Source organism: Ideonella sp. P3_A4 (assembly GCF_056403075.1).
In genome coordinates this window covers 1-22,300 of sequence record NZ_JBFUGE010000045.1, presented here as the reverse complement: position 1 = coordinate 22,300, position 22,300 = coordinate 1, and the positions used below count along the sequence as shown (strand labels likewise).

22 protein-coding genes are annotated in these 22,300 nt (G+C 68.1%); 11 read left to right on the top strand and 11 right to left on the bottom strand.

The window, feature by feature from the left end:
- Positions 1 to 204 precede the first annotated feature (204 nt).
- Entirely contained in the window at positions 205 to 1,062 is an 858-nt protein-coding gene (ppk2, locus tag AC1DYI_RS07515; RefSeq protein WP_477203464.1) for a polyphosphate kinase 2, read from the top strand.
- Positions 1,063 to 1,074: 12 nt separating this feature from the next.
- On the opposite strand, the gene AC1DYI_RS07510 is transcribed toward ppk2, so the two are convergent.
- The 4 genes from AC1DYI_RS07510 to AC1DYI_RS07495 form a co-directional block, all read right to left on the bottom strand.
- The gene (locus AC1DYI_RS07510; RefSeq protein WP_477203463.1) at positions 1,075 to 1,542 is read right to left on the bottom strand and encodes a hypothetical protein; all 468 of its coding nucleotides are present in this window, start codon (positions 1,540 to 1,542) and stop codon (positions 1,075 to 1,077) included.
- A gap of 338 nt (positions 1,543 to 1,880) precedes the next feature.
- Positions 1,881 to 2,426, bottom strand: coding sequence for a TPM domain-containing protein (locus AC1DYI_RS07505; RefSeq protein ID WP_477203462.1), 546 nt, complete (start codon positions 2,424 to 2,426; stop codon positions 1,881 to 1,883).
- On the bottom strand, positions 2,426 to 3,394 hold the full coding sequence (locus tag AC1DYI_RS07500) for a TPM domain-containing protein (protein WP_477203461.1): 969 nt from the start codon (positions 3,392 to 3,394) through the stop codon (positions 2,426 to 2,428). The genes AC1DYI_RS07505 and AC1DYI_RS07500 overlap by 1 nt, the downstream gene beginning before the upstream one ends.
- Before the next feature lie 17 nt (positions 3,395 to 3,411).
- A complete protein-coding gene (locus tag AC1DYI_RS07495) occupies positions 3,412 to 4,044 on the bottom strand; it encodes a LemA family protein (RefSeq protein ID WP_477203460.1) in 633 nt (210 codons plus the stop codon).
- A 115-nt stretch (positions 4,045 to 4,159) separates the two neighbouring features.
- Between AC1DYI_RS07495 and hemE the strand changes: the two genes are divergently transcribed.
- Together hemE and AC1DYI_RS07485 are read left to right on the top strand one after the other, a co-directional pair.
- On the top strand, positions 4,160 to 5,269 hold the full coding sequence (hemE, locus tag AC1DYI_RS07490) for a uroporphyrinogen decarboxylase (RefSeq protein ID WP_477203459.1): 1,110 nt from the start codon (positions 4,160 to 4,162) through the stop codon (positions 5,267 to 5,269).
- Positions 5,270 to 5,623: 354 nt separating this feature from the next.
- Positions 5,624 to 7,717: a primosomal protein N' gene (locus AC1DYI_RS07485; RefSeq protein WP_477203458.1), complete on the top strand. Its 2,094-nt coding sequence runs from the start codon at positions 5,624 to 5,626 to the stop codon at positions 7,715 to 7,717.
- A gap of 9 nt (positions 7,718 to 7,726) precedes the next feature.
- On the opposite strand, the gene AC1DYI_RS07480 is transcribed toward AC1DYI_RS07485, so the two are convergent.
- Both AC1DYI_RS07480 and AC1DYI_RS07475 read right to left on the bottom strand, forming a co-directional pair.
- A complete protein-coding gene (locus tag AC1DYI_RS07480; RefSeq protein WP_477203457.1) occupies positions 7,727 to 8,170 on the bottom strand; it encodes a GNAT family N-acetyltransferase in 444 nt (147 codons plus the stop codon).
- A complete protein-coding gene (locus AC1DYI_RS07475) occupies positions 8,167 to 8,646 on the bottom strand; it encodes a GNAT family N-acetyltransferase (RefSeq protein WP_477203456.1) in 480 nt (159 codons plus the stop codon). The genes AC1DYI_RS07480 and AC1DYI_RS07475 overlap by 4 nt, the downstream gene beginning before the upstream one ends.
- Before the next feature lie 66 nt (positions 8,647 to 8,712).
- Here AC1DYI_RS07475 and AC1DYI_RS07470 point away from each other — a divergent pair, with 66 nt between their 5' ends.
- The 5 genes from AC1DYI_RS07470 to AC1DYI_RS07450 all read left to right on the top strand — a co-directional run bounded on the left by AC1DYI_RS07470 (position 8,713) and on the right by AC1DYI_RS07450 (position 12,339).
- Positions 8,713 to 9,570 carry an EamA family transporter gene (locus AC1DYI_RS07470; RefSeq protein ID WP_477203455.1) on the top strand — a complete coding sequence of 286 codons (858 nt, stop codon included), beginning with the start codon at positions 8,713 to 8,715 and terminating at the stop codon, positions 9,568 to 9,570.
- Complete coding sequence (locus AC1DYI_RS07465; protein ID WP_477203454.1) at positions 9,567 to 10,448, top strand: NUDIX hydrolase; 882 nt, start codon at positions 9,567 to 9,569, stop codon at positions 10,446 to 10,448. Before AC1DYI_RS07470 ends, AC1DYI_RS07465 begins: the two co-directional genes overlap by 4 nt.
- A gap of 97 nt (positions 10,449 to 10,545) precedes the next feature.
- Entirely contained in the window at positions 10,546 to 11,097 is a 552-nt protein-coding gene (locus tag AC1DYI_RS07460; RefSeq protein ID WP_477203453.1) for a cytochrome b, read from the top strand.
- Positions 11,098 to 11,132: 35 nt separating this feature from the next.
- The gene (locus tag AC1DYI_RS07455; RefSeq protein ID WP_477203452.1) at positions 11,133 to 11,705 is read left to right on the top strand and encodes a YceI family protein; all 573 of its coding nucleotides are present in this window, start codon (positions 11,133 to 11,135) and stop codon (positions 11,703 to 11,705) included.
- Between the two features lie 49 nt (positions 11,706 to 11,754).
- Complete coding sequence (locus AC1DYI_RS07450; RefSeq protein ID WP_477203451.1) at positions 11,755 to 12,339, top strand: YceI family protein; 585 nt, start codon at positions 11,755 to 11,757, stop codon at positions 12,337 to 12,339.
- A gap of 254 nt (positions 12,340 to 12,593) precedes the next feature.
- On the opposite strand, the gene AC1DYI_RS07445 is transcribed toward AC1DYI_RS07450, so the two are convergent.
- Complete coding sequence (locus AC1DYI_RS07445; protein WP_477203465.1) at positions 12,594 to 12,899, bottom strand: antibiotic biosynthesis monooxygenase family protein; 306 nt, start codon at positions 12,897 to 12,899, stop codon at positions 12,594 to 12,596.
- Between the two features lie 107 nt (positions 12,900 to 13,006).
- Between AC1DYI_RS07445 and AC1DYI_RS07440 the strand changes: the two genes are divergently transcribed.
- Together AC1DYI_RS07440 and AC1DYI_RS07435 are read left to right on the top strand one after the other, a co-directional pair.
- Positions 13,007 to 14,143: a 3-deoxy-7-phosphoheptulonate synthase gene (locus AC1DYI_RS07440; protein ID WP_477203450.1), complete on the top strand. Its 1,137-nt coding sequence runs from the start codon at positions 13,007 to 13,009 to the stop codon at positions 14,141 to 14,143.
- A 121-nt stretch (positions 14,144 to 14,264) separates the two neighbouring features.
- On the top strand, positions 14,265 to 14,933 hold the full coding sequence (locus AC1DYI_RS07435; RefSeq protein ID WP_477203449.1) for a hypothetical protein: 669 nt from the start codon (positions 14,265 to 14,267) through the stop codon (positions 14,931 to 14,933).
- Positions 14,934 to 14,987: 54 nt separating this feature from the next.
- On the opposite strand, the gene AC1DYI_RS07430 is transcribed toward AC1DYI_RS07435, so the two are convergent.
- The 4 genes from AC1DYI_RS07430 to AC1DYI_RS07415 form a co-directional block, all read right to left on the bottom strand.
- Positions 14,988 to 17,156 (bottom strand): putative bifunctional diguanylate cyclase/phosphodiesterase, encoded by a 2,169-nt coding sequence (locus AC1DYI_RS07430; RefSeq protein WP_477203448.1) that lies wholly within the window; start codon positions 17,154 to 17,156, stop codon positions 14,988 to 14,990.
- 87 nt (positions 17,157 to 17,243) lie between these two features.
- Positions 17,244 to 19,550: an ATP-binding protein gene (locus tag AC1DYI_RS07425; RefSeq protein WP_477203447.1), complete on the bottom strand. Its 2,307-nt coding sequence runs from the start codon at positions 19,548 to 19,550 to the stop codon at positions 17,244 to 17,246.
- Between the two features lie 262 nt (positions 19,551 to 19,812).
- Positions 19,813 to 20,112 carry a BTH_I0359 family protein gene (locus tag AC1DYI_RS07420; protein ID WP_477203446.1) on the bottom strand — a complete coding sequence of 100 codons (300 nt, stop codon included), beginning with the start codon at positions 20,110 to 20,112 and terminating at the stop codon, positions 19,813 to 19,815.
- An 88-nt stretch (positions 20,113 to 20,200) separates the two neighbouring features.
- Positions 20,201 to 21,397 (bottom strand): DUF3108 domain-containing protein, encoded by a 1,197-nt coding sequence (locus AC1DYI_RS07415; RefSeq protein WP_477203445.1) that lies wholly within the window; start codon positions 21,395 to 21,397, stop codon positions 20,201 to 20,203.
- Between the two features lie 60 nt (positions 21,398 to 21,457).
- Here AC1DYI_RS07415 and AC1DYI_RS07410 point away from each other — a divergent pair.
- Positions 21,458 to 22,300, top strand: an 843-nt coding sequence (locus AC1DYI_RS07410; RefSeq protein WP_477203444.1) for a fumarylacetoacetate hydrolase family protein, incomplete at its 3' end; no start/stop codon positions are given.

Below are 22,300 nucleotides of genomic sequence, written 5' to 3'. Positions count from 1 at the left end.
GAGCGACATCGACTTCGCCAAGGCCCAGGGCGAGTTCGCCGCAATGGCCGCCCAGATCGCCGCGATCCAGAAGCTGCGCAAGAGCCGCTGACCCGCTCAGTGTTCGCGCAAGAAACCCGCCCGGTGCACGTCACCCGGCGGGTTTTTTCATGGCTGTGATCGGCCCGGGCCACAATCGGTCGCACCCTGTTGCCGGAGCGTCGCATGGCCAAGAACAAGACAAAGACCGACAAGCCCAAAGCGGCCGGCAAGCCACGTGAGGAAAAAGCCATGCAGAGCAACAACAAGCTCAGCAAGGCCGCCTACGCGGACGAGCTGGCCAAGCTCGAGGTCGAGCTGAACAACATGGCGCGCTGGCTGCAGTGCAGCGGCAAGCGCCTGGTGGTGGTGGTCGAAGGGCGCGACACGGCCGGCAAGGGCGGCGTGATCTCGGCCATCACCGGCACGCTCAGCCCGCGTCAGGTGCGCGCAGTGGCGCTGGCCAAGCCGACCGATCGTGAACGCACGCAGTGGTACTTCCAGCGCTATGTTCCGTGGTTGCCGGCGGCCGGCGAGATGGTGTTGTTCGACCGCAGTTGGTACAACCGCGCCGGCGTCGAGCGGGTCATGGGTTTCTGCTCCGAGGACGAAGCGCAGGCCTTCCTGAAGCAGGCGCCGGTGTTCGAGCAGATGCTGGTCGACGACGGCATCCTGCTGTTCAAGTACTGGCTGACGGTTGACCAGGCGCTGCAGGAGGAGCGTTTCGCAGAACGGCTGGTCGACCCGCTGAAGCGCTGGAAGCTGTCGCCGATCGACCTGAAGGCACGCGAGCACTATGCCGACTACGGCCGGGCGCGCGACGCGATGCTGAAGGCCACCCACACCAAGCAGGCGCCGTGGGTGCTGGTCGACTTCAACGACCAGCGGCGCGGCCGGCTGACGCTGATCCGCCATCTGCTGGACCACCTGCCCGACACCGCGGTGCCGCCGGCGGTGCTGGAGTTTCCGCCGCTGGACGGCGCGCCGCGCCAGGAAAGTTTCAAAGGCCCGGTGAAGCCGCTGCGCCCTTGGCCGAAGCCATGAGCCCGTCGAGGCTCAGACGGCAGCCGCCGTGCTTGGCAAGCGGCCCAGCCAGCGCTGCAGCAAGGCCTGCGCCTCGGCGAGATCACGTTCGCGCCGGACCGCGTCCAGGCTGACCGCGCCGGGGGCCACCACGGCCAGCCACAAGGCCTGCAAGCCCAGCCGTTGCTCGTGGCTCAACGCGGGGTCGAACAGGCGCGGGTCCAGTTCGTCATGCAGCGGCGAAGCCGCCAGTGGATGACGCTGCCCCTCGGTCAATTGCTCGCTCAGCCAATGCTCGCGCTCGACCGTCGGCCACAGCGCCAACAGGCGGCGGAACCAACGCACCCGCTGCGCCAGTTCGCCGGCGCGAACGCCCAGGCGCAGCGGTTCACCGTTGTGCATCAGTGCTTGCGCCGCGGCCTGCAGCGCCGCCCAGTCGGCCGAGCCGGTGGGGAACCGCGCGGGCACTTCTTCGCCAGCGCTCAAATAGCCCAGCAGCAATTCGTGCGGGGAATCAGTGTGATGGTCGTGACGGGGCGCGGCATGGACCGGTGCGATGGCGACATGGCTGTCATGTGCGCCGGCGACATGGCTGTCGCGTGCGAGCCCGGCATGGCCGGTCCCGTTGGACCGATGCTTATGCAATCGGCGGTGGACGCGGGCCTGCAGGTTCATCGAGCACCTGAATCGAGGCCCAGGGCCTGTGGAAGGTGCGGGTGGGCGTGCATGACAGGTTTGTAGGCGCTGCCGGCGATTGCGACAGCCCCCCGATCTAGGGGCGAAGCGCAAGCTAGGGGGGCGCTGTTGACAGACGTGGTGCGCGCGGTGAGCCCGTAGCACTACAGCAGGTGCGGGCGATCGGGCAGTTCGTTCGGGTTGGTGGCCGCGTCGCCGGCGAGCGGGAAGTGCCGGCGCAGCAGGTCGTCGACTTCGGCGATGGTCTGCATCAGGCCTTCTTCAAAGCGGCCGGCGCGCAGGGCTTCACCCAGGCTGCCGACCAGCGCACGCCAGCGCGCCTCGTCGACATGGTGGGCCAGCCCACGGTCGACTACCAACTCGATCGCGTGCTCAGCGAGCAGCAGGTAGATCAAGACACCGTTGTTGGCTTCGGTGTCCCAGACCCGCAGCTTGCCGAACATCGCGACCGCCCGTTCGCGCGCACTGGCATCACGCCAGAGGTACGACAGCGGCAGCCCAGCCTCGACGCAGACCCGGATCTCGCCCGAATGCCCACGCTCGCTGTCGGCGACGCGCGCCTGCAGGCGGTCCAGCGCGTCGCTCGGCAGCACGCGGCGCGCATCGGCTTCGTCCCACCAACGGTGCTTGAGCAGCCGCGCGATGCGCGCCGGCCATGAACGTTTGCCGCTTTGGGTGTCGCTGGTCATCACCAATCCCCCGAGGCGCCGCCGCCACCGAAGTCGCCGCCACCGCCGGACGAAAAACCGCCGCCACTGTCGCTGCCACCACCACCCCAGCTACCACCACCACCGCCGCCGCCCCAGATGACCGGCATGCCATGGCCGCCGCGCACACCCATGCCGCGGCGCGCAGCCGAACCAATGCCCAGCACGCCCACCAGCAACAACGCGACTGCGCCTGCCACGCCCGCCAGCAACATCGGTGCACCGAACAGCCAGGCCAGCCCACCGGCCGCGCCGCCGGTGGCCAGGCCGCCCAGCTTGCGGCCGAAGATGCCAGTCAGCACCGCGCCGATGATTGGCACGCCGATGAAGAAGAACAGCGCGAGCTGGTCCCAGCCCGCACCACCGAAGCCGCCGCTGCTGTGCGGCCGGCGGGCTTTCGCGTCAGGCGCCGGCAGGGCTTCGCCGCGCACCCGCGCGGCGAGCTGGTCGATCGCGGCATTCAGCCCGCCAGCGTAGTCCCCGGCCTTGAACGCCGGCCGGATCGCGTTGTCGATGATCTGCTTGGCGGCCAGGTCGGGCACCGCGCCTTCGAGCGCCTTGGCCACCTCGATGCGCACGCGCCTGTCATCCTTGGCCACCAGCACCAGCAGGCCGTCGCCAATTTCTCGGCGGCCGACCTTCCACTGGTCGGCCACGCGGTAGGCGTAGGCCGCGATGTCTTCCGGCTGGGTTGTCGCAACGATCAGCACGACGATCTGCGTGCCGGCTTCGCGCTCGAACGTGGCGAGCTTGGCCTCGAGCGCGTCGCTCTGTTTCGCGTTCAGCGTGCTGGTGGTGTCGGTGACACGGGCCGCCAGCGCGGGAATCGGCTGCAGCTCCTGCGCCACGACCGGCGCGCCCCACCAGAGCGACGCGAAGATGGCCAACAGCAGCTGCGCCGCCCAGGCTTGGAGTCGGCGCACACCGTCGCCAGACTCACGGCGTTGCATGTGCTGCAACCCGGTGCCTATTTCGACGCTGCCGGCGCGGCCGGAGCGGCCTTGTCAAAGCTGACCGTTGGCGGCGCCGAGATGGCCTTCTCGTTCTCGACCGTGAACGTGGGTTTGACCGTGTAGCTGAACATCATCGCGGTCAGGTTGGTCGGGAAGCTGCGCGCGAGCACGTTGTAGTCCTGCACCGTCTTGATGTACTTGTTGCGCGCCACGGTGATGCGGTTCTCGGTGCCCTCCAGCTGCACACGCAGGTCCTGGAAGCCCTGGTTGGCTTTCAGGTCCGGGTAGCGCTCGCTGACGACCATCAGCCGGCTCAGTGCGCTGGTGAGCTCCCCTTGCGCAGCCTGAAACTTCTGGAACGCCTCAGGGTTGTTGATCAACTCGGGCGTGGCCTGAATCGAGGTCGCCTTGGCGCGCGCCTCGACCACCTTGGTCAGCGTTTCCTGCTCGAAATTGGCTTCGCCCTTGACCGTGGCGACCAGGTTCGGCACCAGGTCCGCGCGGCGCTGGTACTGGTTCAGCACCTCGGACCAGCCGGCCTTGACCTGCTCGTCCTGGCGTTGGAAGTCGTTGTAGCCGCAGCCCGTCAAGGCAAGCGTGGTGGCGATGGCCGCAGCGGCGAACAAGGGGCGGGAAAAGAGGTTCATCCGGCAAGGCTCCGTAGGTGGCCCAAGGCGCGGGCATATTACCCGCGGGCAGAAGATGGGGGCAGCCTGCGCCGAGTCAAGCGCCGCCGCTGGGGCGGCGCCGATAATCGTGCCTATGTTTGCCCCGCTCCAGAACGACAACTTCCTGCGCGCCTGCTGGCGTCAACCCACCGACCATACGCCGCTGTGGCTGATGCGCCAGGCCGGCCGTTACCTGCCTGAATACTGCGCCACCCGCGCCAAGGCCGGTAGCTTCATGGGCTTGGCCACCAACCGCGACTTTGCCACCGAGGTGACACTGCAGCCGCTGGAGCGTTACCCGCTGGACGCGGCGATCCTGTTCTCCGACATCCTGACCGTGCCTGACGCGATGGGCCTGGGCTTGAGCTTTGCGCAAGGCGAAGGCCCGCGCTTCGCCCACCCGCTGCGCGAAGAAACCGCGATCCGGGCACTGGTGGCGCCGGACTTGGGCAAGTTGCAGTACGTCTTCGACGCGGTTACGTCGATCCGCCGTGCATTGAACGGCCGCGTGCCGCTGATCGGCTTCTCCGGCAGCCCGTGGACGCTGGCCTGCTACATGGTTGAAGGGGCAGGCTCCGACGACTACCGCCTGGTCAAGGGTCTGCTGTACAGCCGGCCCGACCTGATGCACCACATCCTGGCCGTCAACGCCGACGCGGTGGCCGCCTACCTGAACGCGCAGATCGACGCTGGCGCGCAGGCCGTGATGGTCTTTGACAGCTGGGGCGGCGTGCTGGCCGATGGCGCGTTCCAACAGTTCTCGCTTGCCTACACAAAGCGGGTGTTGGCGCAGCTGAAGCGCGAACACGAGGGCCAGCGCATCCCGGCCATCGTCTTCACCAAAGGCGGCGGCCTGTGGCTGGATGAAATCGCCGCCAGCGGCGCCGACGTGGTGGGCCTGGACTGGACGGTCAATCTGAGCCAGGCGCGCGCACGGGTGGGCCATCAGGTGGCCTTGCAGGGCAATCTGGACCCGAACGTGCTGTTCGCGCCGCCCGAGGTGGTGGCGACAGAAGCCCGGCGCGTGCTCGACAACTTCGGCCCGCCGCAGCGCGCCGATGGGACTTGGGACGGCCACGTCTTCAACCTCGGCCATGGCATCAGCCAATACACCCCGCCGGAGCACGTATCGGCGCTGGTTGAGGCGGTTCACAGCCACTCGCGGCTGTTGCGGAAACGCTCCCATACGCCTGCGCCCTTGTGATGTGGTATGGGGGTTTCACCGGGTGAGTGTCCGCTAAGGGCTTGACTTATCCCCAAAACCCAGGGTGCGACAGATCACCGCTATGGGTCGCGTCATAAAACCATCAAAATCGCGGCGATTCGTGGCAAGTGTTTGATTAGAAAGAATTTTTAGGACCTGCCTCAGAAACGGGCAACCCAAGCCGGTGCATGGCGCATCAAGCATTTAGCACGCCCGACCGCAGCTTTCCCACAATGTTATCCACAGGAACGGTGGGCAAGTCTGAAAGGTCTTTTGAATCATGAACTTAAGCGCCACTGTTGATCTGTTGCTCTTAGATACGTGTCGATTGAGCAGGCAAACGGCCGGCGTCGCATGAATCGGCTTCGGGTGGCGGTCGAAACCCCGGCCCATGCGGGCCTGGGCGACACACTGGACTACGAGAGTGAGCAACCGCTCGCGCCGGGCACGCTGGTGCGTGTGCCTTTGGGCCGGCGCGACGTTCCCGGTATCGTCTGGCCGGGGCCGGAAAGGTCTTCGGCGCCCGACGCGAAAGACCAAGACGACGCTGAAGGCTTTGCCCTCAAGCCGATCGCCGAAGTGCTAGGAAGCCTGCCGCCGCTGCCCAGCGCCTGGTGCCGGCTCGTGGAATTCAGCGCCCGTTACTACCAGCGCGCGGTCGGCGAGGTGGCGCTGGCGGTGCTGCCGCCCGAGCTGCGCAAGCTCGACGATGCGGGCCTCGCCAAGCGCATGCGGCTGCAGGACAAGCGGCTCGCCAAGGCGGTGGCCGAGGCTGCACCCGCGCCGGCGCCGGTGCGTCCTGTGTTGACCACCGAACAGGCCGCGGTGTTGGCCACTCTCGAATCGGCCGAACCAGCTTGCCACCTGCTGCACGGCGTCACCGGCAGCGGCAAGACCGAGGTCTATCTGCGCCTGGCCGAGGCCGCCCTGGCCGCCGGCAAGCAGGCGCTGGTGCTGGTGCCCGAGATCAACCTGACGCCGCAGCTGGAAGAGCGTTTCGCCGCGCGCTTCCCGGGCCGCCGGCTGGTGTCGCTGCACAGCGCGTTGACGCCGGCGCAGCGGCTGGCGAACTGGCTGGCGGCGCACCGCGGCCAGGCCGAGCTGGTGCTGGGCACGCGGCTGGCCATCTTCTGCCCGCTGCCACGGCTGGGCCTGATCGTCGTCGACGAAGAACACGACCCGAGCTACAAGCAGCAAGACGGCGCGCGTTACTCGGCGCGCGACCTGGCCGTTTACCGCGGCCGGCTCGAGAACGCACCGGTCGTGCTCGGCTCGGCCACGCCGTCGCTCGAAAGCTGGCACCACGCGCAGACCGGCCGCTACCGCCTGTTGACGATGGCCGAGCGCGTGGGGCAGGGCCCGCTGCCCAGCGTGCAGGTGATCGACATGACGCAACAGGTGCGCCCGGGGCCCGGCGAGCCGCCGATGGTCTTGGCGCCGGCCTTGAGGGCGGCGGTAGAGGCCCGTGTCGCGCGGGGCGAGCAAAGCCTGCTGTTCCTGAACCGGCGCGGCTTTGCGCCGGTGCTGCATTGCACCGCCTGCGACTGGAAAAGCGCCTGCCCGCACTGCAGCGCCTGGCGTGTCTTCCACAAGCTCGACCGCACGCTGCGCTGCCACCACTGCGCCTTCACCGAGCGGGTGCCGCGCGCCTGCCCCGAGTGCGGCAACCTGGACATCCAGCCGGTCGGCCGTGGCACCGAGAAGCTCGAAGAGCAGGTCAGCGCGTTGTTGCCTAACGCTCGTGTCGCACGCATCGATGCAGACACGACACGATTGAAGGGCACGCTGGAGCAGCAGTTGGCGGCGGTGCACGCCGGTGAAGTCGACGTGCTGGTCGGCACGCAGATGGTCACCAAGGGCCACGACTTTCGCCGCGTCACGCTGGTGGCCGCGGTCGACCCCGATGGCGCGCTGTTCACTGCCGACTTCCGCGCACCCGAGCGTCTGTTCGCGACGCTGATGCAGGCGGCTGGCCGCGCTGGCCGCGCGGCCGAGGTCGCGAAGCAAAGCGAGATGTGGGTCCAGACCGCCAACCCGAGCCATCCACTGTTCGCGGCGCTGAAGGCTCACGACTACACGCGCTTCGCTGGCAGCCAGTTGCGCGAGCGCGAGATGGCTGGCCTACCACCGTTTTCTCACCTGGCCCTGCTGCGCGCCGAAGCGCGAGACGCGGCGGTGGCCGAAGGTTTCCTGCGCGCCGCGCGTGATGAGGCGCAGGCGCTGGCCGGCGAGCTAGGCTTGGCCGAGCAGATCAGCCTGTATGCGCCGGTGCCGCCGCATGTGGCTCGCGTGGCTGGGCACGAGCGGCGCCAGATGCTGGTCGAGTCCGGCTCGCGCGCCGCGCTGCAGCGTCTGCTGGCGCACTGGGTCGCGGGCTTGCCGGCACTGCGTGCGCAGCACAAGGGCATCGTGCGCTGGGCGGTCGATGTCGACCCGATGACGATCTGACGCTGTGGTTCAGCCGCCGCCGAAGTCGAACATCGTGACCGCGGTGGCCTTGCCGCCGAGGGCGCGGTAGAAGTCCAGCGCGTGCTGGTCTTCGTTGTCAGCGGCGACGAAGACATCGGTGATGCCTTGCTGCGCAGCCAGCGTTCGCAGCATGGCCACGAGCGCCCGGCCGGCGCCTTGGCGCTGCGAGTCCGGTCGTACTGCAATGTCGTAGATGAACAGCGCCGAGTCGGGCTGGTGGGTCATTGGCAGGCAGTGGGCGGTCAGGCCACCGAGCAACCGGCCAGCATCGTCCGCCGCGGCCAGCGCCCAGAAGTCCGGGCCGGCCAGCAGCTCGTCGAGCGCTGCGTCGTCACGGCCTTGATGCGGCTCGCCGAAGACATCGGCCATCGTTCCGAACAGCTCGCGCGCGACTTCGCGGTCGCCCGGGCCCAGCCGCCACGCGCGCGTCATGGCGTGATGCGCTTGCGCATGTTGATGCCCGTCGTCTGGTAGCCCAGCGCGCGGTACAGCGCCTGGGCAGCTTCGTTGTGGGCAAAGACATGCAGGCCGATGTCGTCCAGCCCCAGCTCACGCGCCACCGCTTCCAGCGCGACAAAGGCCGCCCGGGCATGGCCGCGCCGGCGATGCGGCGGGTCGATCGCCACGTCGTAGATGAAGCCGGAGCGGCTGCCCGGATGCTCGGTCACCGACAGCCACAGCACGCCGACCTCGGCGTCCAGCGCATCGTCGCGGATCGTGAACAGGTGCTGGTTCGGCGTGGCCAGGCCTTGCGGCAGCAGGCGCTCGTGCTCTTGCCGCGAGCGCTCCAATGCGCCTTCTGTTGGCCACCGGCCCGAGGCCACGTTTTCGTCGGCATAGTCGGCGATCGCGGCTTCGTTGAAGCGCGCAAAAGCCTCATCGGTCATTCTCAACAAGGAGGTGCTCATCGGTCGGATTGTGGAGGATGCCCCGCGGCCAGCGCGGGCTGGTGCGTCTGCCTACACTGCCGCCCCATGCCCTTCACCCACCTTGCGCTCGCCCTGGCCGTTGTGGCCGTCTGGGGCACCAACTTCGTGGTCATCAAGTGGGGGCTGGCCGAGCTGCCGCCGTTCCTGCTGGCGACGTTGCGCTTCGGTCTGTCGTCCTTGCCCTTCATGCTGTTCATCCGTCGGCCGGCCACGCCGTGGTGGCGTCTGGTGGCCTTTGGCGTGCTGCTCGGCGCCGGCCAGTTCGGCCTGCTGTTCCTCGCGATGAAGGCCGACATTTCGCCCGGCCTGGCGTCGCTGGTGGTGCAGGCCCAGGTCTTCTTCACGATCGTGATGGCCGGCCAGCGGGTCAAGCCGCTGCAACTCGGCGCTTTCGGGTTGGCGCTGACCGGCATCGGCTGGATCGGCTGGCAGGCCCACCTGGGGGGCGCCGGCATCAGTCTGCTCGGCATGGGCCTGGTGCTGTCGGCAGCGTTCTGCTGGTCGCTTGCCAACCTGGTGGCGCGCGGTGCCGGCAAGGTGGATGCACTGGGCTTCATGGTCTGGTCCAGCCTGTTCGCTTTGCCGCCGCTGCTGTTGATGACCATCGTTTTCGAAGGCGGCGCCGAGCACCTGGTGACGGTGGCGAGCGCCGCCAGCGCCGCGGCCTGGGCCACTGTCGCGTGGCAGGCGGTGGGCAATACCTTGTTCGGCTACGGCGCGTGGAACTGGCTGCTTGCGCGCCATCCGCCCGCCACGGTCACGCCGGCCGCGTTGCTGGTGCCGGTGTTCGGCATGGGCGCTTCGGCCATCGTGTTTGGCGAGGCCTTGCCGGCCTGGAAGCTGGGCGCCGCCGGCCTGGTGATGGCCGGCCTGGCGCTGAATTTGTGGGCGGCCAACCGATGAACACCTGGGACTGCCTGGCAGCCGCTCGCCGCAGCGAGCGTGGCCCACGAGCGCCGTTCTTGATCGACGGCCGGCGCACGGGCTCGATCGACGCCGCGGGCGCGCTCGCGCTCTCAGTCTGGCCGCAGTGGTTCCACCAGGCGACCGATGGCGCGTGGGTCATGAACGTGCCGTCCACCGAGCGCGAGGTTGTCTTCGCCGAGGTCAACGCCGCGCTGCGTGCCGAGGGCCTGATCCGTGCCTGGCGCGACGAGCCTTTTGCGCTGTGGAATGAAGACGGTGCCTTGGCTGCAGTGATCGAGCGCGCCTCGTCGCGTTTCTGGGGCGCGCAGACGCTTGGCGCTCACATCAACGGTTATGTCGCCGACGCCAGTGGGCGACCGGCGCAGCTGTGGATCGCGCGTCGTGCCTGGAACAAGCCGACCGACCCCGGCCGGCTCGACAACCTGGTCGGCTCCGGCGTGCCGCACGGCCAGACGCCACGCCAGGCGGTCTGCCGCGAAGCCTGGGAAGAAGCCGGCCTGCACCCGCACGAGCTGGGCGGCTTGACGGCCGGCCGCGTGATCGAGCTGGCCTGCGACATCCCCGAAGGCTGGCAGCACGAGTGGTTGTTCGTCTACGACTTGGGCCTGCCGCCAGGCCGGGTGCCGCAGAACCAGGACGGTGAGGTCGCCGAGCACCAGCTGTTACCGATCGCCAACGCCTTGCAACGCGCTGCCGACGGTGAAATGACCACCGACGCGGCACTTGCAACCTTGGACTTCGCTTTGCGGCACCAACTGCTGCCGGCGGGGGAAGCACAGCCCTTGGCGGCCGCGTTCGGCGCCTTGCTGGTGGCGCCTGAACGCGCTGCACGGTTCGACCCGCCGCCCCCGTGATCCCTCGGCGGCCGATTCCTCATTCAGCAAAACTGAAATGCCGCCTCAATCGTGCTGAACCGCTGGCCGGTTCGGCCTCGCCACACTTGCGACCACGATGAACACCACCGCCACCCCTTCGACCCGCCAGCGCTACACCGGCGTGGCCATCGGCTTTCACTGGCTGCTGGCGTTGATGATCAGCGTCAGCTTCAGCGTCGGCTGGTACATGAGCGACCTGTCGATGTCGCCGACGCGGCTGAAACTCTTCAACTGGCACAAATGGGCCGGCATCACGATCCTGGCGCTGTCGGCCCTGCGTCTGCTGTGGCGTTTGACGCACCGCCCGCCGCCCGATGTGCCCGGCCCGCGCTGGCAGCAGCGCATGGCCCACCTAACGCACTGGGCGCTGTATGCACTGTTCTTCCTGGTGCCGCTGGCCGGCTGGGCCTACAGCTCGGCGGCCGGCTTCCCGGTGGTCTGGTTCGGCGTGATCCCGCTGCCCGATTTCGTCTCGCCCGACAAGGCCCTGGCCGAGGTGATGAAGGAGCGCCACGAGGTGCTGGCCTGGACGCTAGGCGTATTGGTGCTGATGCACATCGGTGCGGCGCTGAAGCACCACTTCGTCGACCGCGACGGCCTGCTGCACCGCATGCGCCCCGGCCGCTGAACTTTTTTGAATCGTTTTCTTCGAAGGTTGACCCCATGCCTGCACTGACCCGTTCCATTGCACTCACCGCCACCTTGCTGCTGGGCAGTTCGCTCGCACTGGCCCAGGCGCAAAAAGTCGTCCCGGCGCAAAGCGAGATCAGCTTCACTTCCAAGCAGATGGGCGTGCCTGTCGACGGCAAGTTCCGCAAGTGGGATGCCAACATCAGCTTCGACCCGAAGAAGCCAGAGGCCGGCAGCGTCAGCTTCACGATCGACACCGGCAGCGCCGGCTTCGGCTCACCCGAGACCGACGCCGAAGTGCCCAAGGCCGCGTGGTTCAACGCTGCGAAGTTCCCGCAGGCCACGTTCCAGTCCAGCAGCATGAAGGCACTGGGCGGTGGCAAGTTCGAAGTCGCCGGCAAGCTGACGATCAAGGGCAACGTCAAGGACGTGGTGGTGCCGGTCGCGCTGGCCCAAGCCGGTGGCACGACCACCGCGACCGGCGCGTTCCTGATCAAGCGGCTCGATTTCAAGATCGGTGAAGGCGAATGGGCCGACACCTCGATGGTCGCCAACGATGTGCAGGTGAAGTTCAAGCTCGCCGTGACCGGCGTGGCTCCGCTCTGACCCACTGCACCTCCTCTCTTTTCCAACCCCGTTCCCTGGAGATTTCCGCATGAACCACAAGAATTCGCTGATCGCCGCCGCCGGCGCCCTGATGGTGCTGATGGCCCAAGGCGTTCAAGCGCAGGCCGCCAGCTACGCGATCGACCCGTCGCACACTTACGCAACCTTCGAGATCACCCACTTCGGCACCTCGACCAACCGCGGCCGTTTCGACAAGAAGGAAGGCACGGTTCAGCTCGACCGCGCCGCCAAGACCGGCAAAGTCGAGATCACGATCGACACCACCTCGATCAACACCGGCAACGCGCCGTTCGACAAGCACCTGAAGAGCGCCGAGATCCTGAAGACGGAAGCCTTCCCGACCGCCAAGTTCGTCGGCGACAAGTTCAGCTTCAATGGCGACAAGGTCACTGAAGTGGCGGGCACGCTGACACTGGCCGGCAAGACCAACCCGGTCACGCTGAAGGCCAGCAACTTCAACTGCTACCAAAGCCCGATGCTCAAGCGTGAGGTTTGCGGCGGCGACTTCGAAACCACCATCACCCGCAGCCAATATGGCGTCAGCTATGGCCTGGACTGGGGCTTCCCGGACGCGGTCAAGCTGATCATCCAGGTTGAGGCGGTCAAGCAGTAAATGAGTGGCCCGCTGATGGCGGGCTGCACGCGCAAGAAGGCGGACTCGCCTGGTCGATCGTTAGACGCTCGCCCAGTCAAGCCCGCCTTCTTGCGTTGATACGTGGCGCGACACCAAGGCGTTCGTCTTCCTGTGTTGGCGCGGCGCACGCTGCCACGGTGGATTGCCGGGTTGGGGATACCGCGCGGGTGAGCGTTTAACGTGAGGCCGCGTGGTACCCCCAACCCGGCCGGCACACGCGCCGCAGGACAAATTCAGCCGCGAACGTCGACCGCCAGCTCAAAGTGCTCGACCACCGGCGGCACCGCAAAGAACGGCCCGACGATCGCTCGCCATTCGGCGAACAACGGGCCCTGGCGAAAGCCGACCGTGTGGTCTTCCAGCGTGTCCCAATGGATCAACAGCAGGTAGCGCTCGGCGCTCTCGACACTTCGCTGTACCTGAGCACCCCGAAACCCCTTCGCGCGCGAAATCACCGTCTTCAGCCCGCGCTGGATCGCCTCTTCGAAAGCCGCCTGTTGGCCGGGGGCGATGCGGATGTCGGCGTGTTCGAGCACCATCGTTTGCACTCCAAAGGTGAAGGGCTGGCCAGTGTCCCATGGCGCCGATAATCCGATGTCCAGCTGGGAAACCCTCAGCATCGAACCTGGCTGCAAGGAGTGAGACCGTGAACCGACCCGACGACTGGCAACACGACCACGAGGTTGGTGGCGCCTCCGGCATGCCGCCCGCCAATGCGCTGGCCACCCATGATTCCACCCGTGTCGACGACGTGCGCATCGGCGCGGTGCGGCCGTTGATTTCGCCGGCGCTGCTGCAAGACGAAATGCCGATGCCCGAGGCTGCGCAAGCCCTGGTGGAAAACGCGCGCCGCGAGCTGGCGGATGTGCTCAGCGGCCGCGACGATCGCTTGATCGCCGTCGTCGGCCCGTGTTCGATCCACGACCACGACCAGGCGATCGAGTATGCAAAGCGCCTGAAGGTGCTGGCCGAAGAGTTGCGCGGTGAGCTGCTGGTGGTGATGCGCGTCTACTTCGAAAAGCCGCGCACGACAGTTGGCTGGAAAGGCTACATCAACGACCCACGGCTGGACGGCAGCTTCCGCATCAACGAAGGACTGCGCCGTGCCCGCGCATTGCTGTTGGACGTGGCCGCGCTGGGCCTGCCGGCCGGCACCGAATTCCTCGACCTGCTGAGCCCGCAATACATCGCCGATCTGGTGTCCTGGGGCGCGATTGGCGCTCGCACCACAGAAAGCCAGAGTCACCGTCAGCTCGCCTCGGGCCTGAGCTGCCCGGTCGGCTTCAAGAACGGCACCGACGGTGGCGTCAAGGTCGCAGCTGATGCAGTGGTGGCTGCGTCCGCCTCGCATGCCTTCATGGGCATGACCAAGATGGGCCAGGCGGCGATCTTCGAAACCCGTGGCAACGCCGACTGCCACGTGATCCTGCGTGGCGGCAAGCAGCCGAACTACAGCGCGGCCGATGTCGAAGCTGCTTGTGCGGTGCTGCGTGCGTCGGGCCAGCGCGAACAAGTGATGGTCGACTTCTCGCACGCCAACTCGAGCAAGCAGCACCGCAAGCAGATCGAGGTCGGCGCGGACGTTGCAGCGCAGATCGCCCGCGGCGAGCGGCGCATCACCGGCGTGATGGTCGAAAGCCATCTGCAAGACGGCCGGCAAGACCTGGTGCCTGGCCAATCGCTGAAGCACGGCGTGTCGATCACTGATGCTTGCCTTGGCTGGACCGACACCGAACCTGTGCTGCGCCAGCTCGCGGCTGCAGTGAGCAAGCGCCGCGCCTAAGTTCCCCTTCAATCTAGGGGTGTTGGCCTCGTACGTAACACCTGCAAAGTCGGGCAGACGACGTGCCTGCCGCGGGCCATGAGCCAAGCGGTCAGGAGCCAATGCACTCAGGGGGATGTCGATGGCGATCGCTTTGAAGAGCGTGGACGAGCTGCAAGAGCATTTGTTGGGCGTATTCGAGCGTTCGGATCACCACGCCGGCGAAGTCAACGAAGTATTGCTGGCAATTGCTGGCGGCATCCTGTGGCGCAAGAACGCAGGGGCCCACGTCAGGGTCAGCGAGAAAGACGGCGCCGGCGGCAACGTCATCTGGTTTCGCGTCGGCCTGCAGCGCTACGCGCTGCTGTACAGCCACCGGGCCCGACGCATCGAGTTGATGTTCGGCGGCCGTCGCGGCCACATGATCCGAACCTTCACCAACAGCACCTCGCTGGCCGAGGTGGCCCAGGTCTTTGCCACGCTCGGCATGAGCGAAGAAGAAGCCCAGGCTTACCTGGCTGCCCGGGCCGAGCTGAAGGCCAAGTCGCCCAAAGGCACCAAGCAACGGGCCAAGAAGGTCAAGCCTGAAGTGATCGAGGTGGCTGCCGTGGCTGAAGTGGTGGCCACCGCGGCTGTGGAGGCCGTGGCCGAAGAGGCGCTCCCGCCGAAAGCCACCAAGCCGCGCAAGAGCCGCACCGCCAAGACAAGCGCCAAGGCGAAACCCACGGCCGTGACGGAGTCGATCTCGGCCGAGTCCGACGCCGCAGCGTTGCCGGCACCCGAGGTGACATCGGCGCTGCAGCCAGCCTGATCGTTAGCGTTCGTGCCGCCCCAGCCGGCAGGCCGGGGGCGTTCAGGTGACGCGTTATTGCAGTGTCTGCGGTGCCGCGGCGTAGATCGATGGCCGGAAGTCGGCCATGTGCACGCCTTCGTCACCCATCGCCCACAGCGTCAGCCGTTCGGCCGACATCGGCTTGGCGAACAGATAACCCTGCAGTTCATCGCAGCGCAGCGCGAGCAGCATGTCGCGCTGGGCGTCGGTCTCGACGCCCTCGGCCACGACGCGCAGGCCCAGCGCGTGGGCCATCTTGACGATCGCGTCGACGACCGCCAGCGCGTCCGAGCTGTGCTGGATGTCGGTGAACAGGCTGCGGTCGACCTTGAGCTGGGTCACCGGCAACTTGCGCAGCAGCGCGAAGTTGCAGTAGCCGATGCCGAAGTCGTCGATCGACAACGTGACGCCCAGCTGCGCCAGGCCGGCAAAGGCCTGCACCGCCGCGTCTTCCATCAGCACCGATTCGATGATCTCGATCGTCAGCAGCGCCGGGTCCACCGTGTGCGCGTGCAGCGAGCGGCGGATGCGCTGGACCAGGTTCTCCTGCCGCAGCTGGTGGGCTGACATGTTGATCGACACCCGCATGCGCAGGCCCTGGTCGAGCCAGACCCGCAGCTGGCGGCAGGCCTCGTCGATGACCCACTGGCCCAGCGCGCTGATCAGGCCGAAGCGTTCGGCGATCGGGATGAAGACCCCCGGCGAGATCACGCCCTTGGTCGGATGCTGCCAGCGCACCAGCGCCTCGACGCCGGTGATCTGGCCCGAGCGGCCGTCGATCTTGGGTTGGTAGTACAGCACCAGCTCGGCGCGTTCGATCGCGCCGCGCAGCTCGTGCTGCAGTTCCAGCTGGGCGCGGCTGTCCTGTTCCATGCTGGGCTCGAAGATCGCGAAGCCCGAGCCACCGGCACGCTTGGCGGCGTACATCGCCGCATCGGCACGGGCCAGCAGCTTTTGCGACGGGCCGTGCTCGGGGTACATCACGATGCCCACCGAGCCCGACAGCCGCACCTCGGCGCCGTTGGGAAGCTTGCAGGGCTGGGCCAGGCATTGCAGCACCCGCTGCGCCAGGTGGCCGGCGCCGGCCGGCGTGCCGGGCCGCTCGGCCAGCAGCAGGAATTCATCACCGCCGACCCGGGCGACCACGTCCGACTGGCGGGCCAGGCTTTGCAGCCGGCGGCCGATCTCGCGCAGCACCGCGTCGCCGGCGCTGTGGCCGAACGAATCGTTGACCGGCTTGAAGCCGTCCAGGTCGATGAACATCACCGCCAGCGTGCCGCCGGCCGGCGCGGAGGGGTCGTCGACCAGCTCCAACGCATTGGCCAGCCGCTCTTCGAACAGCAAGCGGTTCGGCAGCTTGGTCAGCGGGTCGGTCAGCGCCTGTTCGCGCAGCCGGCGGTTGGCATCGCTCAGCGACGAGGCCAGCGCGCGGTTGCGGTGCGAAGCGCGCGAGTCGATCAGCACCCCGAACAGGCCCAGCAGCAAGGCCAGCGCGCCAGCGGCGCAGGCCCACTGCAAGGCGTCGACGGCGACCAGCAACACGCCGCCCGGGCGCGAGGTTTCGACGAAGCCGAGGCTGCCGAGCGTCAAGGCCTGGGCCAAGCCGGAGGCCAGCGCAAAACCGGTGGCACCCAGGAACAGCCGCAGGCCGAAGGGCCCCAACGCCGACCAGCGCGGACTGAAAGCCAGGCCCAGCGCGGCGGCCGCGGCAGCAGCAATGCCGGCCAGCGCCATCAAGGGCCAGCCCGGCCCGGCAACGCTGGCCATGGGTGGCTCGGCCAGGCTGGCGACCGACAGGCTCTGCACCATTGCCCACAGCGCCCCCAACCCCAGGCCCTGCAGCACCTGGCGTGCGGTGTCGCTCCAGCGCAGGCGGGCGGTGGCCAGCACCGCAGCCAGGCCCAGCGTGGCGGCCAGGCCGCTGCCGGCCATCTGCCAGCCGCGGAAATGCGTTTCCCACGGCAAACCCAGCCCGGTCAGCGCGAAGTAGTGCAGCGCCCACAGGCCTGCGCCACCGGCCACCGAAGCGGCGCCCCACCAGCCGAGCGCCGTGACGGTGTCGGTCGAACGGATCTTGCGCAGCCCGTGGCCGACCAGGCCGAACATCAAACCGGCCAGCAGCGCGGCGCCGGCAATGGTCGGGCCGTGCAGCTCGGGAGCGGCAAGGGTGTTGACCAGTTCGGCGGCGGACGGCACGGGCATGCGGTGGGCAAATACGCGGGGGTGGGCGGCAGGGCGCGGGCATTATTGGGCCCGCTTGCTCGTAGCGCCATGCCGGCGCCCGAACAATCATGGAGTTTGCGTGAATCCCACCGCTCTTCGGTGCCGTACCTCGGGTTTCACCCTGTGCTCGCTTTCCAGCTGGGCCAGGAATTCATCCGGTGTAAACGGCGCGCCGAGCACGTCGACCTGACGCTGCACCGCGGCAAAGTCGCCCGGCGCCAGCTCGTCCAGGGCAGCGAGGCGCTGGCGCTGCTCGCCGCTCAGACTGTCGGCGTTGCCGCCGAGTGCCTCGGCGACGAACATCGCAACCCGCTGCACCAGCTGCATCGCCTTGAAGCGGATCTTGAAGGTGAAGCGGCGCAGCGCCGCCTCGTCCAGGTCCTCGAACAGGTTGGTCGTGCAGATGAAGACGCCGGGGAAGCGCTCCATGCCCTGCAGCATCTCGTTGACCTCGCTGACCTCGTAGTGGCGCTCGGCGTAGCGGCGGCTGCGCAGGAAGCTGTCGGCTTCGTCGAGCAGCAGCACCGCCTCCTCGGTCGCGGCCTCGTCGAACATCCGGGCCATGTTGGCCTCGGTCTCGCCGACGAACTTGCTCATGATGTCGCTGGCCTGGCGTACCAGCAGCGTCCGGCCGAGGCTGGTGGCGATGTGCTCGGCCAGCGCCGATTTGCCGGTGCCGGGCGGGCCGAAGAAGCACAGCGCGCCATGCGGCCGGCGCTGCAGCGCGGCAACGATCTGCGGCACGCCGAAGCGCGACTCGACGTTCAGCAGGCTGAGGTCGTAGTGGGTCACGCTCGGCCGCGCGCCGCGCTCGCGGTGGCTCAGGCTGCCCAGCGCCAGGTCGGCATGCGCCAGCTGGCGCTCGATCAGGCCCTCGACCTCGCCCGGCTGGCCGGCCAGCTCGGCAAAACGCACAGCGGTGCGGATCTGCGCCGGTGTCAGCCCGCGCCGGCTCGACAGCCGCGCAGCAAAACCTTCGCTGACCACCGAGCCGGCCAGCGCGCGCGCCACCAGTGCCTCGCGCGCGCCCGGCGGTGGCGACTTCAGCTCCAGGTGGTACTGGAAGCGACGCCGGAACGCCGGGTCGATCTGCTCGATGCGGTTGGTGATCCAGATCACTGGCACCGGGTTGGCTTCGAGGATTTGGTTGACCCAGGCCTTGCCGCTCACACTCGCCGACGAGGCCCCGTCACCGGCATCCAGCCGCGCCATCAGCTGCGCGGTGTCGCTGGGGATTGCCGGGAACACGTCCTCGACCTCATCGAAGAGCAGTGCGACATGGGCACCGCCCTTGAGAAAGACCTGGCTGATCTGCAGCGAGCGGTAGCGGTCGCGGCCGGTCAGCGAGTTGCCGTCGCGGTCGGCGTACTCGACTTCGTAAAGCTCCAGCCCCGCCGCTTCGGCGCAGACCTTGGCCAACTCGGTCTTGCCGGTGCCGGGGGGACCGTAAAGCAGCACGTTGACGCCGGCGGCCTTGCGCTCGACCGCGTTGCGCAGCAGCGCGCACAGCACTTGCACCTCTTCGGCGACGAATTCGAAATCGCCGGTGACCAGCTCGGTGYGCGGTGCCGGCCGCGTGAACACCGCCATCAGGTCGCTCGGGTCGCGGTACTCGCGCATTAGCACCGGCGGCAGCTGCTCGCTGACTTTCATCAGGTCGGCCAGGTCGGTGATGTTGTGTTCCGAGATCAGGTTCTCGACCATGCCGATGCGCTCGAGCCGCGAGCCGGCGCGCAATGCCTCGGCCACCTCGCGTTCGTCGACCCGCGCCACCCGCGCCAGCATCGCGAACGCCTCCTGCGCGTTCGAGACCTTGAACTCGACCAGCAGTCCGCGCAGCTCGCGTTGGTAGCGCGCCAAGGTGCCGTACAGCAGCAGCGCGCGCTCGGCCGGGTTCAGCTGCAGCAGCTGGCCCAGCGCGTCGATGTTCTTCTCGACCAGCGTGGCGTGTTTCTTCAGGTCGCGTTCCAGCCAATCAGCGGTCGCGTTCAGCATCGCCAGCAGGTCTTTCGGCGCGTCCTTGATGTACTCGTCGATGTAGAAAAACAGCGAGCCTTCTTCGTACGGGCCGTGCCAGGCGCCGTGGCGCTCGATGAAGCCGTCGTCGGTCAGGCGCTCGTGGCCGGCCCAGTGCTCGTTGGCGCCGCAACGGCGCTGCAGGAAGGCGCGCAGGCGGTGCAGCACCGGCAGGGGCCAGACCAGGTGGCGCCCGGTCAGGCCGATCAGGCCGCCCCAGTCGCGCCGCAGGTTCAGCCGGCCGGCCTGGGCCAGCGTCAGGGTCAGCACGAAATGCGTGCACAGCCGGTCCAGCACTGGCGCTTCGGCCAGGCCGGGCGACAGCACCACGCGCGCATCGGCTAGACGCTTGACCACTTCGTCTCCTCCACCGGCGGCGGCTGGGCGCAGGGCGCACCGACGCCGTCGAAGTGGCGCCGATCTTGGCGCAGCCGTCGCGCGAGGGCAAGCCCCGGGAAATGGCACCCCTCGGCCGACGAGTACAACGGCCGACCCCCCGAGGGGATCGGGCCGGCTAGGGAGCGGCCCGTCGCTCGGCCCGTACGCCTTGATTGGCCTCAGCGCACAAATGGCGCGCCCTGACCATGAGAGACGGTTTCGCGATCTACGCCGCGGCCGATCAGTGCAGGGTCAGCGGCTGCTGCGCAAGCTGGGTGTAGCCGGCGATGTAGTCGTCGATCTCTTCGGTGCTGGGTTCGTGCTCTTCGGCCAGCGCCTGCACGCCTTCGCGGAAGCGTTGCGCCAGGGCGCCGTCGATGAAGATGCCTTTCTTGGCCGTCTTGTCGACGATCTCGTAACCGCCGCGCAGCACTTCGGCGTGGTGGGTCGACGCCCCTTCGCCATCGCCGGGCGTGCCGTCAGCCTGATCGAGCGAGATCTGCACCACGGCGTAGCTGTCGGAGTTGTAGACCAGGTTCATGCGGGGCTCCTTGTGCTGCGCAGGGCCAAGCAGACCCCATGCCAGGCAAATGGAGACACCTCGGCCGGATTCAAGGGCTGGGCCAGGCTTACGGACGGCCCGCGCTGGCAGCCGAAGCTGGCGCCACCGCCGGCAGCGGGCTGGTCAGCCAGTAGGCCTCGCTGCCGCGCCCGGGCACCTGGGTGAAGCGCAGGCCCACCGGCAGGTGACCTGCCTCGCGCGCCAGCCACAGCTCGACACGCTGGTCGTAGGGCTGCGTCGGTTCGCGCTGCAGGTGCACGACCGGGATCGGCGTGCCGTTCGGCTCGACCCRCTCGTCGCCGACCACGTCGAAGCTCCATTCGTCGACGGCGCCACGCAACCCCGCCACCTGCATCCGGATGCGCTGACCGGCGCGCAGCCCGCCGGGCTCGGCCTGCGCGATCGCGACCAGCTGCAGCAGCACGCTGGTGCGGTCCTGCGCACCCGGGTAAAGCGCGAACGCACGGCTGGAGCTGGAGAAGGTGATCACCCCCTCTTCGCGCTGGAAGTTGACCGCCCGCGTCTCGACACCCCGGTGGCGCTCGACCATGCGCTGCGGCGCAAAGCCGGCGGTATTGAAGAAGCCTCGCGAGACCCAATCCACCACCGCCTTGCCGTTGACCTCGCCGGAAAAGCGAACGTTGAAGACACCGCCTGTCCGCAGCTCGTAGCTGAGTTGGCCCTTGCCCGCGTCGTCACCGCGTTCGATACGGTAGTCGAGCTTGAACGACTGCTCCGGCCGCTGCGTGGTGTAGATCGGCGGCCGGCCGCCGCCGTCGTCGCTGTCTTGCGCGCTGGCGACGGTGCCCTGCACCGGTGCGCTGGGCGCCGAAGCTGCGTCGTCGACTGGTGTCGGCCCCGTTCCTGCCACCGCTTCTAGCGACCGCGGGCTGGCGGTCCAGTCGATCGGCGCGTCGGGCGGCCGCCGCGGCGTGTCCGGCGGCACGGCGGGCTCGGACGTGGTCGGTGACGGTGGTGTTTCGGCGGACGGCGGTGGGGCGGGCGGTGCTGTGTCGACGGGGGGGGCCGCCACCTGGGACGACAGCTGCGGCGCCTCGGCCGGCGGCAAGGTCACCAGCTGGATCGCCGGCGTGTGCTCGGGCGCGCGGCCCATCGGCTGATGCACCGGGCCGATCAGCCAGCCATGGCCCAGCAGCACCAACAGCAGCACCGCGCTGGCCTGGCCGCGTCGGCGCCAGTTCACCGCCGGCGCGCGCGCGGGCAGTTGCGTCGGGGCAGGGAAGGTGAAGGCAGGCCAGGGCATCGGACAATGGTGCCATCAACTCCGGCCGCCTCTGCCTGGCGGCCCACCGCGCCCACGTTCATGAAGCTCGCCACCTACAAGGACGGTTCGCGCGACGGCCAGCTGGTCGTCGTCTCGCGTGACCTCGCCACCGCCCACTACGCCAACGGCATCGCCACCCGGCTGCAGCAGGTGCTGGACGACTGGAACTTCCTGTCACCGCAGTTGCAGGACCTGTACACCACGCTGAACCACGGCAAGGCCCGCCACGCCTTCCCGTTCGACCCGGCGATGTGCATGGCGCCGCTGCCGCGCGCCTACCAGTGGGCCGACGGCTCGGCCTACCTGAACCATGTCGAGCTGGTGCGCAAGGCGCGCGGTGCCGAGATGCCCGAATCCTTCCTTGGCGACCCGCTGGTCTACCAGGGCGGCAGCGACGACTTCCTTGGCCCCTGCGACGACGTGCTGTTCACCAACGCTGACTGGGGCATCGACTTCGAGGCCGAGGTCGCGGTGGTCACCGGCGACGTGCCGATGGGCGCTTCACCGGCCCAGGCGCTCGAAGGCGTGCGCCTGCTGATGCTGGTCAACGACTGGACGCTGCGCAACCTCGTGCCGGCCGAGCTGGCCAAGGGCTTCGGCTTCTTCCAGAGCAAGCCGGCGACCGCGTTCAGCCCGGTGGCCGTGACGCCCGACGAGCTGGGCGACGCCTGGCAGGGCGGCCGGGTGCACCTGACGCTGCAATCGACCTGGAACGGCCGCAAGGTCGGGCTGGTCGAGGCCGGGCCGGAGATGAACTTCCACTTCGGCCAGCTGATCGCCCATATCGCCAAGACGCGCAACGTGCGCGCCGGCGCGATCGTCGGCTCCGGCACTGTCAGCAACAAGGACGCCTCGCGCGGCTACAGCTGCATCGCAGAGAAG

Bases quoted from the DNA above. Each gene is read 5' to 3' on its own strand.
- AC1DYI_RS07445 (WP_477203465.1), bottom strand. From the start codon at position 12,899: ATGGTGCTCGAACACGCCGACATCCGCATCGCCCCCGGCCAACAGGCG.
- AC1DYI_RS07460 (WP_477203453.1), top strand. From the start codon at position 10,546: ATGAACACCACCGCCACCCCTTCGACCCGCCAGCGCTACACCGGCGTG.
- AC1DYI_RS07465 (WP_477203454.1), top strand. From the start codon at position 9,567: ATGAACACCTGGGACTGCCTGGCAGCCGCTCGCCGCAGCGAGCGTGGC.
- AC1DYI_RS07480 (WP_477203457.1), bottom strand. From the start codon at position 8,170: ATGACGCGCGCGTGGCGGCTGGGCCCGGGCGACCGCGAAGTCGCGCGC.
- hemE (WP_477203459.1), top strand. From the start codon at position 4,160: ATGTTTGCCCCGCTCCAGAACGACAACTTCCTGCGCGCCTGCTGGCGT.
- AC1DYI_RS07495 (WP_477203460.1), bottom strand. From the start codon at position 4,044: ATGAACCTCTTTTCCCGCCCCTTGTTCGCCGCTGCGGCCATCGCCACC.
- AC1DYI_RS07455 (WP_477203452.1), top strand. From the start codon at position 11,133: ATGCCTGCACTGACCCGTTCCATTGCACTCACCGCCACCTTGCTGCTG.
- AC1DYI_RS07470 (WP_477203455.1), top strand. From the start codon at position 8,713: ATGCCCTTCACCCACCTTGCGCTCGCCCTGGCCGTTGTGGCCGTCTGG.
- AC1DYI_RS07485 (WP_477203458.1), top strand. From the start codon at position 5,624: ATGAATCGGCTTCGGGTGGCGGTCGAAACCCCGGCCCATGCGGGCCTG.
- ppk2 (WP_477203464.1), top strand. From the start codon at position 205: ATGGCCAAGAACAAGACAAAGACCGACAAGCCCAAAGCGGCCGGCAAG.
- AC1DYI_RS07450 (WP_477203451.1), top strand. From the start codon at position 11,755: ATGAACCACAAGAATTCGCTGATCGCCGCCGCCGGCGCCCTGATGGTG.
- AC1DYI_RS07475 (WP_477203456.1), bottom strand. From the start codon at position 8,646: ATGAGCACCTCCTTGTTGAGAATGACCGATGAGGCTTTTGCGCGCTTC.
- AC1DYI_RS07500 (WP_477203461.1), bottom strand. From the start codon at position 3,394: ATGCAACGCCGTGAGTCTGGCGACGGTGTGCGCCGACTCCAAGCCTGG.
- AC1DYI_RS07430 (WP_477203448.1), bottom strand. From the start codon at position 17,156: ATGCCCGTGCCGTCCGCCGCCGAACTGGTCAACACCCTTGCCGCTCCC.
- AC1DYI_RS07505 (WP_477203462.1), bottom strand. From the start codon at position 2,426: ATGACCAGCGACACCCAAAGCGGCAAACGTTCATGGCCGGCGCGCATC.
- AC1DYI_RS07435 (WP_477203449.1), top strand. From the start codon at position 14,265: ATGGCGATCGCTTTGAAGAGCGTGGACGAGCTGCAAGAGCATTTGTTG.
- AC1DYI_RS07420 (WP_477203446.1), bottom strand. From the start codon at position 20,112: ATGAACCTGGTCTACAACTCCGACAGCTACGCCGTGGTGCAGATCTCG.